Source organism: Staphylococcus roterodami, assembly GCA_022493055.1.
Classification (GTDB): Bacteria; Bacillota; Bacilli; order Staphylococcales; family Staphylococcaceae; genus Staphylococcus; species Staphylococcus singaporensis.
Genome location: CP092781.1, coordinates 1742011 through 1758827, shown reverse-complemented (window position 1 = coordinate 1758827; position 16817 = coordinate 1742011). Strand labels below are relative to the sequence as shown.

Here is a 16817-nt window from a genome sequence, read left to right as displayed (position 1 = left end):
ATTCAATATATATTTTGATTTAAGTCGGGCAGATGAAAAAGTCATTTACTTTTTTATCTGTCCGATTTATTTTTGTATTGACTGGTAAAAGTTGTTTTTAAAAGTCGGTACAGTATGAAATGCAATGTAGGAATCAGATAATTAAATGGCTGTTTGATTAACGCCTTAAAAATAAAAAATAAATTTTATAAAAAGCGTTGCAAAATTTATTTAGCATAAGTTAAAATAAACATGAATAATTGATATTGATAATTATTCTCATTCAATTTGAATTATAGGAGCTGTATACATCATGAACAAACATCAATCCAAATTAAGGTCAAATTATTCTATTAGAAAGTCAACTTTAGGCGTCGCTTCAGTCATTGTGAGTACGCTGTTTATAGTTACTTCTCACAATCATGCGCAAGCAGCAGAAAATGCTAGTCCTAAAGATAATGTAGTTGAAAAACAAAATAATGCGGGTGATTCAAAACCTTCAAATGATGCCACACAACCACAAGGAAGCTCAAACCAAAATCAATCTGCTAACCAAGCGGCAAACACTTCAAATACATATCCGGCACCAGATCAATCTCTTAAAGAAGCAATTAAAAATCCAGCTATTGTAAACAAAGAACATGATATAGGTCCAAAGGAACAAGTTAATTTTCAGTTATTAGATGAAAATAACGAAACGCAATATTATCACTTTTTCAGTATAAAAAATCCAGCAGATGTTTATTACACTAAAAAGAAAGCCGAAGTTGAATTGGATATTAATACAGCTTCGACTTGGAAAAAGTTTGAAGTATATGAAAATAATAAAAAACTTCCTGTAAAGCTTGTATCGTATAGTCCTGAACCAGAAGATCATGCATTTATTCGTTTTCCAGTTACAGATGGTACTCAAGAGCTTAAAATAGTATCTTCGACACAAATTGATGATCAAGATGAAACCAATTATGATTACACAAAATTATTATTTGCTAAACCTATTTACAATGATCCATCACTTGTAATTGATGATACAGATGATTCACAACCAACTGAGAATCAAACAAATAATGGAACAAACACTAATACTGCTAGTCAAAACGAAGCATCTAGTAATAATTCTCAGAATCAACCTCAGCCAACAACAAATGCTAGTCAACCAACACCGACTGATTCAACAACGAACTCAAGTAATCCTGTACAACCAGAGGAATCATCGGTTACAGATAAACCATCTAACCAAGAAGGTCATAAGACAAATGAAAATGCAAATGGAACTAGTGAGGTATCGACAGATAACCATTCAGAAACAAATAAACAAACAGTAGCATCAGATAATCCATCAAATGATAATAAACAATATCCACCAGCTGATGAATCACTTCAAGACGCAATTAAAAATCCAGCTATTATAGATAAAGAGCATACAGCAGATAATTGGCGCCCAATTGATTTCCAAATGAAAAATGATAAAGGTGAAAGACAGTTTTATCACTATGCTAGTACTGTAGAACCTGCAAAAGTCATTTTTACTGAAACACAACCTGAAATTGAATTAGGATTAAAAACAGCTTCAACATGGAAGAAATTTGAAATTTATGAAGGTGATAAAAAGTTACCAGTAGAATTAGTGTCATATGACTCTGACAAAGATTATGCCTATATTCGTTTCCCAGTTTCTGTTGGTACGAGAGAAGTTAAAATCGTGTCATCTATTGAATATGGTGAGAACTTCCATGAAGATTATGATTACACTTTAATGGTATTTTCACAACCCATTACAAATAATCCGAACGACTATACAGATGAAGAAAACTATAATTTACAAAAAATGTTAGCGCCATATCATAAAGCTAAGACTCTAGAGAGACAAGTATATGAGTTAGAAAAACTACAAGAAAAATTACCGGAAAAATATAAACAAGAATATAAAAAGAAACTAGATGAAACTAAGGTTGAATTAGATAATCAAGTTAAATCAGCAATAACAGAATTTGAAAATGTAAAACCTACAAACGATCAATTAACAGATATTCAGGAAGCAAATTTTGTTGTTTTTGAAAGCGAAGAAAATAATGAGTCTGTTATGGATGGCTTTGTTGAACATCCATTTTATACTGCAACTTTAAATGGTCAAAAATATGTAGTAATGAAAACAAAAGATGACAGTTATTGGAAAGATTTAATTGTTGAAGGTAAACGTGTTGTTACTGTTTCTAAAGACACATCTAAAAATTCTAGAACGTTAATTTTCCCATATGTACCTGGTAAAGCAGTTTACAATGCGATTGTTAAAGTAGTAGTGGCAAACATTGGTTATGAAGGACAATACCACGTAAGAATTATTAATCGAGATATCAAGACAAATGATGATGACACATCTGAAAATAACTCGAATGAACCTCAAAATGGACAATCAGCACAAGAAGATAAGGTGACTGCAACGAATACAGCTACAAATAATAGCACTACAACAAGTCCAAAGGATGCAAAAACTGATAATGCAGATGTTATAGAAGCTGAGTCTGACATCGTCAAAGGTGCTGATAGTAGTGTTAACAAAGATGGACAGCATGGTGTTGATAATTCATCAAATATGGAGAATAAAAATCACTTCGATAAATATGATCTCAAAGAAATGGAAGATCAAATTGTTAAAGACACTAATAGTAGCGTAAATAAAGATGTTGAGAATAGTGTTGGCATGACATCGAATAGCAATACTGATAAAAATGCGGATCATAAAGATAGCAAAGTCATGAAACTTGCTCATGTTGCAGATAATAATACTGGAAAAGATGCAAAGATTGACGCAATGAAAGATAGCATAATTAGTGTTGATAAAGTTGCTAACAACAAATCAACTGAATATATGACAAGTAAGGTTCACAAAAATGTAGATAAACCAATGAAATCAAATAATAAGACTGGCGCATCATCGAAAGATAACAAACATAGTCAACCTAAAATGCTACCAAAAACAGGAGAAACAACTTCAAGCCAATCATGGTGGGGCTTTTATGCACTATTAGGAATGTTAGCTTTATTCATTCCTAAATCTAGAAAAGAATCAAAATAATTAGATCAATATAAAGTATACTTCATTAACTTAATAGATAATGTGAAATCAATAAAGTTATAAACGATTGATAGGCTTATTGAATTTCTGTTGAAGTGTCGATAATAAAGAACAGCAGTGAGAGATTTTCGATTTGAAAATCACCTGACTGCTGTTTTTTAGTTTAATATTGAGAATGTATGGTATTTTTATTGTGATAAATCGTTAATCATTTAATGCTTTTTTCGATTTAATAAATGTGACTTAATATCATATTTTAATGCGTCGTCATATTCTTTTTTAGTGATTTGATTTTCGATTAACATACGTTTTAAGACATAATGTTGTCTCTGAATACTGTATTTTAAATCTTTATCTGTTTTCAAAGTTCCATCCTTTTCATATGGTGTATAAACATAAGGGCTTTGCAACAAGCCAATAATGTAGGCAGATTGTGCAATCGATAAATTTTTTGGTGGAATCCCAAATAAACTATAAGATGCAGATGCAATACCTGTTATATTAGCACCATTATAATCTCTCCCAAATGGAACGATATTTAAGTAAGTATAAATAATCTCATCTTTTGATAATAGCTGCTCAAGTCTAATTGACAATCTAAGTTCATTTGCTTTACGACTATAAGTCTTTTCATTTGAAAGCACTTGGTTTTTTACAAGTTGTTGGGTAATCGTGCTACCACCTGAACTTTGATCAGTTTTAAAAACATCTTGAATCATTGCTCTAATTATTGCTTTAGGTAGGATACCATCGTGCTTATAAAATAATGTATCTTCTGATGATGTTAATGCTTTAATAATATTAGGACTTGATGTCTTAGGTCCAATAATTAATGAGTTTTGAGAATGGTTATACTCAGATAATAAATTTTTGTTTGTGTGATCTAATAATTCATCGCCAGGAATTTTTCGTACTTTTTTGATTAAATCCTCATCTGAAATAGAATCAGACATTTTAGTTAAATGATGAAAATAGAAAGACATCGCAATCACAGCTACAGCTAGGATGGCAATGATAATCATAAATATAATCACGATGATGTGTTTAATCGTTTTATATATCTTTTCAAATTGATACATACGATGATTCAATTGATGATTGTTGTCTTGATTTGTCATCTTTAACCTCCTAAATTACGTATAGTATACCATATTTAAGCAATTTGACTTTTATTTTAACGTTAATTATAATTAGGGAAAATGCATAAAGAATAGGATTAAAGGACAAGTAATATTATTTAAAATCAACAGAGAGCTAGTGGTTGCTGTGAACTAGTGCTTTTTATAATATGAATACACCTTGATAAATGAAACATCCTACGTTTGTTAATGGACGTATCATTAATAGAGTGGATATTTTTCTTATGAAAAGAAGAATGTTTAAGTTTGGTGGTAACGTGCAAAAGCGCCCTTACATAATAATAGTGTAGGGGTGTTTTTTTATTTAGAAAATTTTTAAGCATTTTAAAAAGAAATCAAAATTTCACTATAAAATAGGAGGAAACATAATGGCAAATGCGTTAATTGAAGATTTAAAATGGAGAGGACTTATTTATCAACAAACAGATGAAAAGGGCATTGAAGATTTATTAAATAAAGAACAAGTCACATTGTACTGTGGAGCAGATCCAACTGCTGATAGTTTACATATCGGTCATTTATTACCATTTTTAACTTTACGACGTTTCCAAGAGCATGGTCATCGTCCGATAGTTTTAATTGGTGGTGGTACAGGTATGATTGGTGATCCTTCTGGTAAATCAGAGGAACGCGTATTACAAACAGAAGATCAAGTTGATAAAAATATTGAAGGCATTAGTAAGCAAATGCATAATATATTTGAATTTGGTACAGATCAAGGTGCAGTTCTTGTTAATAATAGGGACTGGCTAGGTCAAATTTCATTAATTAGTTTTTTACGTGATTACGGGAAGCATGTTGGTGTTAACTATATGCTGGGTAAAGATTCTATTCAAAGTCGTTTAGAACATGGTATCTCTTATACTGAGTTCACATATACAATTTTACAAGCAATCGATTTTGGTCATTTAAATAGAGAATTAAATTGTAAAATTCAAGTTGGTGGATCAGATCAATGGGGTAATATCACGAGTGGTATTGAATTAATGCGTCGTATGTATGGTCAAACAGAGGCATATGGTTTAACAATTCCGCTCGTAACTAAATCAGATGGTAAGAAATTCGGTAAGTCAGAGTCAGGTGCCGTTTGGTTAGATGCAGACAAAACAAGTCCATATGAATTCTATCAATTCTGGATTAACCAATCAGATGAGGATGTTATTAAGTTCTTAAAATACTTTACATTTTTAGAAAAAGAAGAAATTAATCGTTTAGAACAATCTAAAAATGAAGCGCCGCATTTGCGTGAAGCTCAAAAAACATTAGCTGAAGAAGTGACTAAATTTATTCATGGAGAAGATGCTTTAAATGATGCAATTCGTATTTCTCAAGCATTATTCAGTGGTGATTTAAAATCTTTATCAGCAAAAGAATTAAAAGATGGGTTTAAAGATGTGCCTCAGGTGACATTATCAAATGGCACAACTAATATCATTGATGTACTGATTGAAACTGGTGTTTCGCCATCAAAACGTCAAGCGCGTGAAGATGTTAATAATGGTGCGATTTATATTAACGGTGAAAGACAACAAGACGTTAATTATGAATTAACATCTGACGATAAAATTGATAGTGAATTTACAATTATTCGTCGCGGTAAAAAGAAATACTTTATGGTTAACTATCAATAAATCGAACATATTGAAGAACAAGAAATTTAACAATTATTAATCATTGTTTGGACAAAAGAAAAGAGCCTGCTCATTACATGCTTATAGAATGTGAATGAGTAGGCTCTTCATATATTTTATGTTTATTAGTTTATTTAAAGAAATCGCTATCGCCTTGGCCAGGTAATTGACGTTCAGTACGACTTTGACGTTTTGGTTGTTCTTTTTGTTGTTTTAATTTCACTTTAACTTCTTTAGACTTTCCATCTCTGATAACAGTTACTGTTACTGACTCACCAGGCTTTTTATTTTCATATAAATAGCTTCTTAAATCAACGTCGTCTTTAATTTTTTTACCATCAATTTCTGTAATGATATCACCTTTTTTAAGGTCAATATCACGATCTGCTTTTGCGACGTAAATGCCATCTTCTCTATCTGTATGAAGTTTTTCACGATCTTCTTCAGGAATATCTTTTAAGTTAATTAATCCAATGCCAATAGAAGGTCGGTCGATTTTGCCATGCTTTACAAGTTGTTCAATTGTTACTTTAACTTCATTACTTGGAATTGCAAATCCAATACCTTCTACTTGAGTAGCAGCAATTTTCATTGAATTAATACCAACTAAATTACCATTTATATCTACTAAGGCACCGCCAGAGTTACCAGGGTTGATGGCAGCATCTGTTTGTAAAACACTGACTTTCGTATTTCCGCCAGTTGTTTCAGCATCAATTGTACGTTCACTTGCAGAAATAATACCTGATGTTACTGAGTTAGCAAATTGTAATCCAAGAGGGTTACCCATTGCGAATACGCTGTCCCCAGTTTGTACTTTTGAAGAATTAGCAAACTGAATCGCTTTAATACCTTTTGTATTTTCAATTTTAAGAACTGCAATATCAGTTACGGCATCTTTACCTACTAATTTCGCTTTAACTTGTTTTTTATTATGTAATTGGACTTTAATTTCACTTGCGCCATCGATAACATGATTATTTGTCACAATATAAGCTGAATTGTTATTTATTTGATAAATAACGCCCGAACCCACACCCGCTTCAGATGGTTTTGATGATTTTCCTTTTAATAAGTCATCGACACTTGAAGCTTTCTGCATATTTATAACACCAACAATTGCAGGAGAGACAGATTTTATCATATCGTGAACGGAACCGAATTTTTTGCTTTGACTGTCTAATTGATTGCCTCCTTTAGTGTTGGTAGTCTGTACTGTTGAACCATCTTTATTTAAAATAGTACTGCTTAAAACCTTTCCTATACCAAGAACAAGAAGTGCACCAATAATTCCAGCAACTAATGCAATGATAACTGTTCTAAACCATGGAAATTTTGGTTTTCTGTATCTAGGTGATTGATTATGATTTGTTGTACTATGATCTGATTGATTAAATTCTGACATACTTAACCTCCATTATATAATTTATATATAGTTTAATTATGTCTGTTTTTTACAATTAAAGCTAGTAATTCACTATACAACTTTAGATGTATTTTCAGACTGTCTTGTTCTAGTAAAAATATAGTGATAAAATCTAGTTGTTATAAACAAATAAGTTAAGTAGGTGGCACAATGTATTCAGTGATTAGTAAGATTTTGAACTTTATTTTAGTGAAAATGTCAAAATCATTATACGTAATCGGTAAGGATAATATTCCAAAAGATAGCAAGTATGTCGTAACATGTACACACGAAAGTTACAATGAAGTAATCATGCTTGGAATGGCATTATATCCGAATCAAATCCATTATATGGCTAAAAAGGAATTGTTTAAAAATAAATGGATAGGTAAATTTTTAACTTCTTTAAATGCTTTTCCTGTTGATCGTGAAAATCCAGGTCCGAGTACTTTAAAACGACCAATCAATTTGTTGAAAGAACACAAAACAGTTGGTATTTTCCCAACAGGTTCACGTACTTCACAAGAAGGCGCACCTCTTAAACGTGGTGCATCCACAATTGCGATGTTAAGTAAATCACCAATATTACCGGTTGCTTATGTTGGACCGACAAAAATCCATGGTCTTTTAACGGGACAAGCTTACATAAATATAGGTAAACCAATTGATATTAACGATTTACCAAAAGATTTGAAGAGAAATGAGCGTATTGATTACATTACAAAAGAAATTGAAACGCAAACAGCAAGGTTACAAGAAGAATTGCATGAAATTGTAAAAAGTTTATAAAATAACTTGAGGTAGGAATATAGCTGGTTAGTATATCTAGATAATTGAGCATTGATTTAGTTATTCTCAATAGATTAGTAATCTTTATATTTCTACCTTATTTAAAAGGAATGACAATCAATGTATAAATTTTTCCAAAATTTAGGACGTTCATTAATGTTACCAGTTGCCATTTTACCAGCTGCTGCAATTATTGCTGGGATTGGTAATACATTAAATGCACTACATGTGACGCCAAAAATAGCTATGTTTTTTACAATTGTAGGTACTACAATTTTAGAGCAACTAGGTATTTTGTTTGCTATTGGTGTAGCTATTGGAATGGCGAAGAAAAATGATGGTGCCGTGGCACTTGCGGCTACTCTAGGTTATTTTTTAGTGACAGTTGTATTATCACCAATGAAATTAGCCCCATTATTAGGGATGAAGGCATCGGAAATAAATTCAGCATTTGAAAAAATGAATAATGGTAATGTGTTTGTAGGTATTGTGATTGGTTTAATAGCAGCATATACATACAATAAGTTTAGTGAAACAGAATTACCATTAGCACTTTCATTTTTTAGTGGTAAACGTTTAGTACCAATTATGACAGCTTTTTTCTGTACATTTTTAGTTGTCATTTTATTATTTTTATGGCCAATACTATACACATGGATTGTGAAGTTTGGTGAGTCAATCGTTGGTTTAGGATCATTTGGTGCTTTCATATATGGTGTTGCTAACAGATTATTAATTCCTACAGGATTACATCATGCGCTCAATAGTGTGTTCTGGTTTGATACGATTGGTATTAATGATATTGGTAAATTCCAAAGTGGCAAAGATGCTATAAAAGGTATTACAGGACGCTATCAAGCAGGCTTCTTCCCAATTATGATGTTTGGTATTCCTGCAGCGGCATTAGCAATGTACCATACAGCTAAGACAACACAGAAAAAACAAGTTTATGGATGGTTCCTTGCGAGTTCAGTTGCGGCATTCTTCGTAGGTGTGACAGAACCGATTGAGTTTGCGTTTATGTTTGTTGCACCAATTCTGTATGTTGTACATGCATTATTAACTGGATTATCACTTTTTATTGCAGCAAGTTTCCATTGGACAGCTGGATTTTCATTTAGTGCAGGTTTAATAGATTATGTGTTATCTTTGATTAATCCTATATCCAATCATCCGTTGATGTTGCTTGTTCAAGGCGTTATATTCTTCATCTTATACTATGTGATTTTCCGTGTAGTAATCCAATTATTTAACTTGAATACGATTGGTAGAGGTGAAAATGAATTAGTTGATCCAACGGTTGTAAAAGATAACATTGCGCCAGGTGAAAATGATATTAAACAAAGTAAATATCATCATCATGCTGTTCAAATACTTGAAGGTTTAGGTGGCAAAGAAAATATCATTAGTTTAACGAATTGTGCTACAAGGTTGCGATTAGAGTTAAATGATACATCAATAGTTGATCAGCAGAAGATTAAAAATGCCGGAGCAGTTGGTGTGACATTGAATGGACAACATTCAACACAAGTAATTATAGGTACGCACGTGCAACAAATTGCGGATGAAATTGAAAAACATTTATAAAATTGAAATAAGTGCAGATCCTGTTTCAAATGGGGTTTGCGCTTTTTTTAACCAAATAGTAGAATGATTTATATCTGAATTTTCAGAAATGGAGTGGGGATTATGAAAAAAATTTTATTTGATGTAGATGGCGTCTTTTTAAGTGAAGAACGTTGCTTTGATGTCTCTGCATTAACTGTTTATGAACTTTTAATGGATAAACAATTTTTGGGACTTCATTCACATATAGATTGGGAGACTATAAATGATAATAACATTCAAGAAATTAGAAAGAATGTATTTCAGGATGACAAAGTTTTAAATAAGTTAAAATCACTAGGATTGAACTCGAATTGGGATATGTTATTTATTGTTTTTAGTATACACTTAATAGATGTTTTAAAACAATTACCACATGAAGATGTAACATCATTTTTGTATTTTAATGAACCAGTAGAGTTAAAATTACCAAAAATTAAAGTGCAGTTAAAAGAACCATTTATTTTAAATGAGGAGTTGCCTTTAAGTTTTTTAAATCAAGTTAAAGATGGTAAAAACAATATTTATGCAGCTTTGGAAAATTTTGCAAAATCACAGCTACAAATTTCTGATGCATCAATGTTCAGTTTAAAGGGTGAATTGTGGACGTTAGCTCAAGAAGTGTATCAAGAGTGGTATTTAGGATCGAAGTTATTTGAAGAAGTTGAAAAGAAAACTGCTCGAACAACATTTAAAACAGGTTATATTTATCAAGAGATTATATTGAGACCAGTAGAAGAAATAAAATCACTATTAAATGATTTAAAAGAAGCTGGATATGAACTAGGCATTGCTACTGGTCGACCATATACTGAAACTGTTGTACCATTTGAAAGTTTAGGGTTGTTAAAGTATTTTAAAGCAAATCATATTGCAACAGCAAGTGACGTATTAGAAGCGGAAAATATGTTTATTCATGAGCGGCCATTAGGTAAGCCAAATCCTTTCAGTTATATTGCAGCTTTATATGGTAATGAACAAGATAAATATGAATCATATATCAATAATCAAGATAACATTGTAAATAAATCTGATGTGTTTATTGTAGGAGATTCATTAGCTGATTTATTAAGTGCTCAAAAAATAGGCGCAACATTTATTGGTACATTAACTGGTTTGAAAGGGAAGGACGCAGCCGAAGAGTTGAAATCACATGATGCAGACTATATCATTAATCATTTGGGAGAAATAAAAAGTGTACTGATAGATATGTAACATTTTCTATATTGAAAATTGAATTTGAAAATGATGTATTGACTCATTTTTAAGATGAAGATTTGTATATAAAAAATATGCCAAGAAGTTATGGATGGTGTTGTACTTAACTCCAAAGGTTGGACTAAAATTCTAACTTTAGGAGATGTACATCAGTTCCATATATTCTTGGCATTTTAATTTGGGACAAAGATTTATATTTATACTGTTAGTTCAGTTGTAAAGATTTGGTTATATTCTCCAACTTGTTTAAGTTCTTTTATAATTTCATTTGATACAGGTTGATCAACAGATAAAATCATTAGTGCGTCGCCACCAGCTTCAGTACGACCAAGAGTCATAGAAGCAATATTAATATTATATTTACCTAATAATGCACCAGTTTTTCCAACCATACCAGGTGTATCGTTATGATAAGACACGATTTGATGTTGATTTGGTTTTAAATCAACAGAGAAATTATTAATACGAACGATTCTTGGTCCGAACCCAGTAAATACAGAAGCACCTACTTTAACAGAATCTGTGTCGTTCGAAAGTTCTACTTCTAAGTAGTTGCTAAAACCAGTTTCAGATTTATTGTTTTCAATATTTAATGTAACTTGTTGTTGATTTAATAGCATTAAAGCGTTGATAATATTGACTTCAGGACCTAAATCATCTTTTAAAATATGTGTAACAATCGTACGTGTTAATAAACTACTGTCGATGGAAGCTAAATCACCGCCATAAGTAATTTTAATTGAACTAGGTGCATTATGCATAAGTTGAATAGCTAGTTCGCCAACTGTTTGGCTTAAATTAATAAACGACTTAACAGTATCATCTATACTACTTAAATCCATTTTTGGTGCATTTACAGCATGTGTTACAGTACCATCAATTAATATTTCTATAATTTCATTTGAAACAGAAATTGCTACTTTTTCTTGAGCTTCTACTGTTGATGCACCCAAATGTGGTGTGACAATGATTTTTTCATGTTCAACAAGTGGAGACTCTGTTGCAGGCTCATGTTCGAAGACATCGATAGCTGCACGGCTAATTTGACCTTCATCTAAAGCGGTGATCAATGCTGTTTCATCTATGATTCCTCCGCGTGCTACATTGATAATTTGTAAATTCGGCTTAGCTTTTGCAAAGAATTCGGCATTAATTAAACCTTTTGTCTTAGGTGTTAATGGTGTATGTAAAGTAATGAAATCAGATTGTTGAGCTATTTCGTCAACTGTTGCCTTAGTAATATTTAAGGATTTAGCTTTTTCATCAGTTAAATATGGGTCAAATGCTAAAATCTTCATACCAAAACTTTGTGCGCGTTTCGCTACACCTAAACCAATTCGACCAGCTCCAATAACTCCTAATGTTTTATGATACAGTTCAGTACCTTTAAAAGCATTGCGGTTCCATTCTTTATTTGTTAGCGATTGATGAGCTTGTGGGATATTACGAGCCATAGCTAATAACATAGCTAAGGAGTGTTCGGTTGCTGATATCGTATTACCATCAGGCGCATTGATAACTAATATACCTTTTAATGTCGCTGCATCAATATTAATATTATCTACACCAACACCAGCACGAGCTATTACTTTTAAAGAGTCAGCCGCTTGTATAATACTTTCGGTAACAGTTGTTTGACTGCGAACGATTAAAGCGTGATAAGTTGGTATAATTTCAATCAATGCTTCTTCAGATAATCCAGTTTTAATATCTACATTAAATTGTTCGTGATCTAACAACGATTTAATACCATCATTAGAAATTGGGTCTGCGACGAGTACGTTAAATTGCATCATGAATGACCTCCATATATTTTGTAATACCTTTGCCAATATAATTAACTTTACGATATTCTGTAAGGATAATTTCTAAGGCAGATACAACAGTTAAAATATCAAATGGACTAATTTTTCCCATATGACCAATTCTTAAAATTTCTCCTTTGAGATGGCCTTGTCCGCCTGCGATTGTGATTTTAAAACGATTTTTAAGTTCATCTTTTATAACTTTCACTTCATCATTTGTGTTCGGTTTGAATGCTGTAACCGTAGGAGATGCATCGTTATCATTGACTAATAAAGTTAAATCTAATGCCTTTAATGCATTTCTTAAAGCATTTCTAATTGCATAATGACGAGCGATGACATGGTTAAATCCTTCTGACTTAACAGTTTCTACATAAGCATTAACGCCTCTAAATAATGAAACATTTGGTGTGAAAGGTGTAGAATTATCTGCTTGTGATGAAATATATTTATTTAAATCTAAGTAAAATCTTGGTGTTGTTACTTCTTTAAATCTTTCTTTTGCACGATGACTATATGCGACAAAAGCTAATCCAGGAGGTAACATAATTGCTTTTTGGCTTCCGGAAACTAATACATCAATTTTATCTTTAGTAATGTCAACATCGACTGCACCGATGCAGCTTACACCATCGACGACAAAATAAATATTTTTATTGAATGCATGTATTGCGTTACCTAATTTATGAATAGGATGCAGTACTGTCGTAGATGTCTCACAATATTGAGAAAATACTGCCTTAATATCAACGTTTAATGTAGATAAATAATTGATGAAGTCCTCGACGTTTACAGCTTCTCCCCAAGTGACGTCATAAATATGTACATTTTTAAAGTAGGTTTGTGCAATTTGCTTGAAACGATTACCAAATGCACCAGATACAATTACTACGAAATGGTCATCAGGATTTACAATATTTAACATACTTGCTTCCAATACGCTTGTACCACTTGATGTTAATATTAGTACATCATTTTGACTTCCAAAAATAGGTTTTAATCCTTGATATGCTTGTTGTGCAATATCTTCAAAATCTTTTGCACGATGACCAACCATGGGTGCTTGAATTTCTTTCATAATGGCATCCGGAACAGGAGTAGGGCCAGGTGTTAATAACAACGGTTGATGATAATACATTTATATGCCTCCTATAAATAAGATTTCACTATTTTAGCAAATTTTCTGAAAATTTAAAAGCCCAAAAAAAGTGATAACGTTATATTGTTGAACAATTGTTATCACTTAACGATTTTATTTGGCTTGTATGATGGGATAAATTTTTATATCTATGTTATTTCTTACAGCATTTGAAATCATACAATTATTATCCGCAATTGTTATCAATTTTGGTAATCGCTTTTCTAATTGCGCTATTTGGTCACTTGAAATTTGAATGTGAGGATGGTGCACAATTTTTGTCATACTGAATTTTCCATTATTTAAACAAGCTGTTCCAATCGATTGTTGTTCAATTGAAATGTCTGTGAACTTTGCACGTTCAAGAGTGGCTGCTAATGAGATAATATAACATGATGAAGCGGCTGATACTAACATTTCATCGGGATTCGTTCCGATACCAACACCACCTAATGAAGCGGGGATTGAAATGTTCTCTGAAAGTATGTCGCCTGTTACTTTTCCTACATCGTTACGTCCGCCTTGCCAAGATGTTTGGACTTTAAAGTCATGTTGATGCAATTTCTTTAACCTCCAATATAAATGTGATAGTTTAATTTTAGAATAGTTTATCAAAGTTTAACAGAAAGGTGACTTATCAATGGCTCCGAATAAACTGAAAGATGGATTACAAATTGTTGCGCATCGTGGATTGCCGAGTGCATTTCCTGAAAATACAATGACTGGTTATCGACAGGTCATGGAACTGGATGTTGATATGTTAGAAATAGATGTTCATTTAACAAAAGATCAACATTTTGTTGTGATACATGATGATACAATTGATCGAACTTCAGATGGTAAAGGACGCATTGCGGATTACACATTATCGCAATTGAAATCATTTGATTTTGGTAGTTATAAAGATGTTGTTTTTAAGGGAGAACGAATACCCACATTAGATGAAGTGCTTTCATTATGCTTAAAGTTTCATAAAAAGCTATTGATTGAATTAAAGAAGCCTAATTTATATCCAGGAATTGAACGCAAATTGCTGGCATTTTTGGAAGAGAAGAAAGTCGATGTTACACAAGTAGTTATTCAATCTTTTGATATCGAATGCATTGAAAAGTTAAAAGAGATGAGATGTAAGTATGATTTAGGCGTACTATGTAGTAAACGCAAATATTGGTATAGAAAACCAAATTTTGAAAGAATTGCACAAGTTGCTAGTTATGTAAATCCTAACTATGCTTTAGTGACAAGAAAGTTTATTGATGAAGCTCATCGTTATCAATTACAAGTTATGCCATACACTGTTAATAAATTGAAAACTGGAGAAAAATTAATACAAATGGATGTTGATGGTTTAATCACTGATGAACCAGAATTATTTATTAAGTGAATACATGTGATGAGTTGCTTGGACAATAAAACGTTTATATATCACAGTAGATTATTTATGATGTCATGCTATAGATAATCTGATAAATAGGCTAGGTGCAATTCAGATAACATGTAATAATCGAAGCGTTCGTATAATCTTCTAAATAATATTTAGCAATACAAAAAAACACCCACAATCGTGGGTGTTTGAAAAGAATGATATTATCTTGAGTAGTACTCAACGATTAATTGTTCATTGATTTCAGCAGGTAATTCGCTACGTTCTGGTAAACGTACGAAAGTACCAGTTAAGCTATCTGCATCAAAGTTTAAGTATTCAGGTACGAAATTATTAATTTCAACTGATTCAACGATGATGTTTAATTTTTGAGATTTTTCACGAACTGAAATTGTTTGACCAGGTTTAACAGAATAAGATGGGATATCAACACGTTTACCATCTACTAAGATATGACCGTGGTTAACTAATTGACGTGCTTGACGACGAGTACGAGCTAAACCTAATGCATATACAACAGCGTCTAAACGACTTGCTAATAAGATCATGAAGTTTTCACCATGTACACCGAATTTTTTACCAGCGATGTCAAATGTGTTACGGAATTGTCTTTCAGTCATTCCATATAAGTAACGTAATTTTTGTTTTTCACGTAATTGTAAACCATATTCTGATAATTTTTTACGTTGGTTTGGACCATGTTGTCCTGGTGCGTAAGGACGTTTTTCTAATTCTTTACCAGTACCACTTAAAGAGATACCTAAACGACGAGATTTTTTCCAGTTTGAACCTCTGAATCGAGCCATAATAAGACTCCTCCTTTAATTCTTTTTTGTTGTTATGAATAAACAAAAAAGAGTGTTGCATGCTTACTAAGATATATTGTTTTATGTGTCTTCACCTTATAGCGACAGTTACGTGACACGTCCGCATTGGGAACAACATAGCGCTCAATAATATACAACTGCTACTTTCGTTAATTCACACAAAGATTATTGTAACATTTTCCTGCTAACTGTCAATACTTTATTGAAAATCCTGGTGTCCTTTTATGCGAGTTGCTTTTCGATAATTTTAACAATTGCTTCAAGATGTTCTTGATCATTTTCGTCAAAGCGATTTGTAATTGGTGCGTCTATATCTAATACGCCAATGATTTCATCACCTTTGAAAATCGGGATAACAATTTCTGATTTACTATTGGCATCACAAGCAATATGACCTTCAAATTTGTGGACGTCAGCAACAACTTGTGTGCGACGCTCAGAAACTGCTGTTCCACATACACCTTTACCAATTGGTATATGAACACAAGCAGGGTGACCCTGGAAAGGACCAAGTATAAGTTCGTCTTGTTCTTTTAAATAAAAGCCGACCCAATTAATTTGATCTAAATTGTCGTTTAATAGTGCAGACATATTACTCAAAATAGCAATTATATGATGTTCATCCTCAATAAGACTTGCAGTTTGTTTCTTTAATAATGCGTAATTTGTTGGTTTAATTGTTGTCATATTTAAAACCTCTTATTTTCATAGATTTTATAATAGTATAGAATTTCGAAAATATTATGGCAATAAATTCATTTTATAATTTATCCTTAAGCAAAATTACGTTATAATAGTAATGATAAATTAGGAGGAGAAGC

13 protein-coding genes are annotated in these 16817 nt (G+C 32.0%); 6 read left to right on the top strand and 7 right to left on the bottom strand.

The genetic code is table 11. From position 1 onward, the window contains the following. Window positions 1-292: 292 nt before the first annotated feature. Window positions 293-3055: a haptoglobin-binding heme uptake protein HarA gene (gene harA, locus ML436_08480; GenBank protein ID UMT77234.1), complete on the top strand. Its 2763-nt coding sequence runs from the start codon at window positions 293-295 to the stop codon at window positions 3053-3055. 212 nt (window positions 3056-3267) lie between these two features. On the opposite strand, the gene ML436_08475 is transcribed toward harA, so the two are convergent. Beyond that, the gene (locus ML436_08475) at window positions 3268-4173 is read right to left on the bottom strand and encodes a penicillin-binding protein (protein ID UMT77233.1); all 906 of its coding nucleotides are present in this window, start codon (window positions 4171-4173) and stop codon (window positions 3268-3270) included. A 389-nt stretch (window positions 4174-4562) separates the two neighbouring features. Here ML436_08475 and tyrS point away from each other — a divergent pair, with 389 nt between their 5' ends. Further along, a complete protein-coding gene (gene tyrS, locus ML436_08470) occupies window positions 4563-5825 on the top strand; it encodes a tyrosine--tRNA ligase (GenBank protein UMT77232.1) in 1263 nt (420 codons plus the stop codon). A gap of 130 nt (window positions 5826-5955) precedes the next feature. Here tyrS and ML436_08465 read toward each other — a convergent pair whose 3' ends face one another. Continuing rightward, on the bottom strand, window positions 5956-7230 hold the full coding sequence (locus tag ML436_08465; GenBank protein UMT77231.1) for a S1C family serine protease: 1275 nt from the start codon (window positions 7228-7230) through the stop codon (window positions 5956-5958). A gap of 171 nt (window positions 7231-7401) precedes the next feature. On the opposite strand from ML436_08465, the gene ML436_08460 reads away from it, so the two are divergent. The 3 genes from ML436_08460 (at window position 7402) to ML436_08450 (ending at window position 10839) form a co-directional block, all read left to right on the top strand. Beyond that, window positions 7402-8019: a 1-acyl-sn-glycerol-3-phosphate acyltransferase gene (locus ML436_08460; protein ID UMT77230.1), complete on the top strand. Its 618-nt coding sequence runs from the start codon at window positions 7402-7404 to the stop codon at window positions 8017-8019. A gap of 120 nt (window positions 8020-8139) precedes the next feature. Next, window positions 8140-9606, top strand: coding sequence for an N-acetylglucosamine-specific PTS transporter subunit IIBC (gene nagE / locus ML436_08455; GenBank protein ID UMT77229.1), 1467 nt, complete (start codon window positions 8140-8142; stop codon window positions 9604-9606). Between the two features lie 102 nt (window positions 9607-9708). Continuing rightward, window positions 9709-10839, top strand: a complete 1131-nt coding sequence (locus tag ML436_08450) for an HAD hydrolase-like protein (GenBank protein UMT77228.1) — start codon at window positions 9709-9711, stop codon at window positions 10837-10839. Between the two features lie 200 nt (window positions 10840-11039). Here the strand turns inward: ML436_08450 and serA are convergent, their stop codons facing one another. The 3 genes from serA to ML436_08435 all read right to left on the bottom strand — a co-directional run bounded on the left by serA (window position 11040) and on the right by ML436_08435 (window position 14346). Then, the gene (serA, locus tag ML436_08445; protein UMT77227.1) at window positions 11040-12638 is read right to left on the bottom strand and encodes a phosphoglycerate dehydrogenase; all 1599 of its coding nucleotides are present in this window, start codon (window positions 12636-12638) and stop codon (window positions 11040-11042) included. Next, on the bottom strand, window positions 12625-13785 hold the full coding sequence (locus ML436_08440; protein ID UMT77226.1) for an alanine--glyoxylate aminotransferase family protein: 1161 nt from the start codon (window positions 13783-13785) through the stop codon (window positions 12625-12627). Before ML436_08440 ends, serA begins: the two co-directional genes overlap by 14 nt. A 114-nt stretch (window positions 13786-13899) precedes the next feature. Next, complete coding sequence (locus ML436_08435) at window positions 13900-14346, bottom strand: SACOL1771 family peroxiredoxin (GenBank protein ID UMT77225.1); 447 nt, start codon at window positions 14344-14346, stop codon at window positions 13900-13902. Window positions 14347-14425: 79 nt separating this feature from the next. Between ML436_08435 and ML436_08430 the strand changes: the two genes are divergently transcribed. Beyond that, on the top strand, window positions 14426-15169 hold the full coding sequence (locus ML436_08430) for a glycerophosphodiester phosphodiesterase (GenBank protein ID UMT77224.1): 744 nt from the start codon (window positions 14426-14428) through the stop codon (window positions 15167-15169). A 203-nt stretch (window positions 15170-15372) separates the two neighbouring features. Here the strand turns inward: ML436_08430 and rpsD are convergent, their stop codons facing one another. Together rpsD and ML436_08420 are read right to left on the bottom strand one after the other, a co-directional pair. Further along, window positions 15373-15975 (bottom strand): 30S ribosomal protein S4, encoded by a 603-nt coding sequence (rpsD, locus tag ML436_08425; GenBank protein ID UMT77223.1) that lies wholly within the window; start codon window positions 15973-15975, stop codon window positions 15373-15375. A gap of 243 nt (window positions 15976-16218) precedes the next feature. Next, entirely contained in the window at window positions 16219-16683 is a 465-nt protein-coding gene (locus tag ML436_08420) for a GAF domain-containing protein (protein ID UMT77222.1), read from the bottom strand. Window positions 16684-16817: the final 134 nt, after the last annotated feature.

Bases quoted from the DNA above. Each gene is read 5' to 3' on its own strand.
- harA (UMT77234.1), top strand. From the start codon at position 293: ATGAACAAACATCAATCCAAATTAAGGTCAAATTATTCTATTAGAAAG.
- nagE (UMT77229.1), top strand. From the start codon at position 8,140: ATGTATAAATTTTTCCAAAATTTAGGACGTTCATTAATGTTACCAGTT.
- ML436_08440 (UMT77226.1), bottom strand. From the start codon at position 13,785: ATGTATTATCATCAACCGTTGTTATTAACACCTGGCCCTACTCCTGTT.
- serA (UMT77227.1), bottom strand. From the start codon at position 12,638: ATGATGCAATTTAACGTACTCGTCGCAGACCCAATTTCTAATGATGGT.
- ML436_08420 (UMT77222.1), bottom strand. From the start codon at position 16,683: ATGACAACAATTAAACCAACAAATTACGCATTATTAAAGAAACAAACT.
- rpsD (UMT77223.1), bottom strand. From the start codon at position 15,975: ATGGCTCGATTCAGAGGTTCAAACTGGAAAAAATCTCGTCGTTTAGGT.
- ML436_08460 (UMT77230.1), top strand. From the start codon at position 7,402: ATGTATTCAGTGATTAGTAAGATTTTGAACTTTATTTTAGTGAAAATG.
- ML436_08475 (UMT77233.1), bottom strand. From the start codon at position 4,173: ATGACAAATCAAGACAACAATCATCAATTGAATCATCGTATGTATCAA.
- ML436_08450 (UMT77228.1), top strand. From the start codon at position 9,709: ATGAAAAAAATTTTATTTGATGTAGATGGCGTCTTTTTAAGTGAAGAA.
- ML436_08430 (UMT77224.1), top strand. From the start codon at position 14,426: ATGGCTCCGAATAAACTGAAAGATGGATTACAAATTGTTGCGCATCGT.
- ML436_08465 (UMT77231.1), bottom strand. From the start codon at position 7,230: ATGTCAGAATTTAATCAATCAGATCATAGTACAACAAATCATAATCAA.
- tyrS (UMT77232.1), top strand. From the start codon at position 4,563: ATGGCAAATGCGTTAATTGAAGATTTAAAATGGAGAGGACTTATTTAT.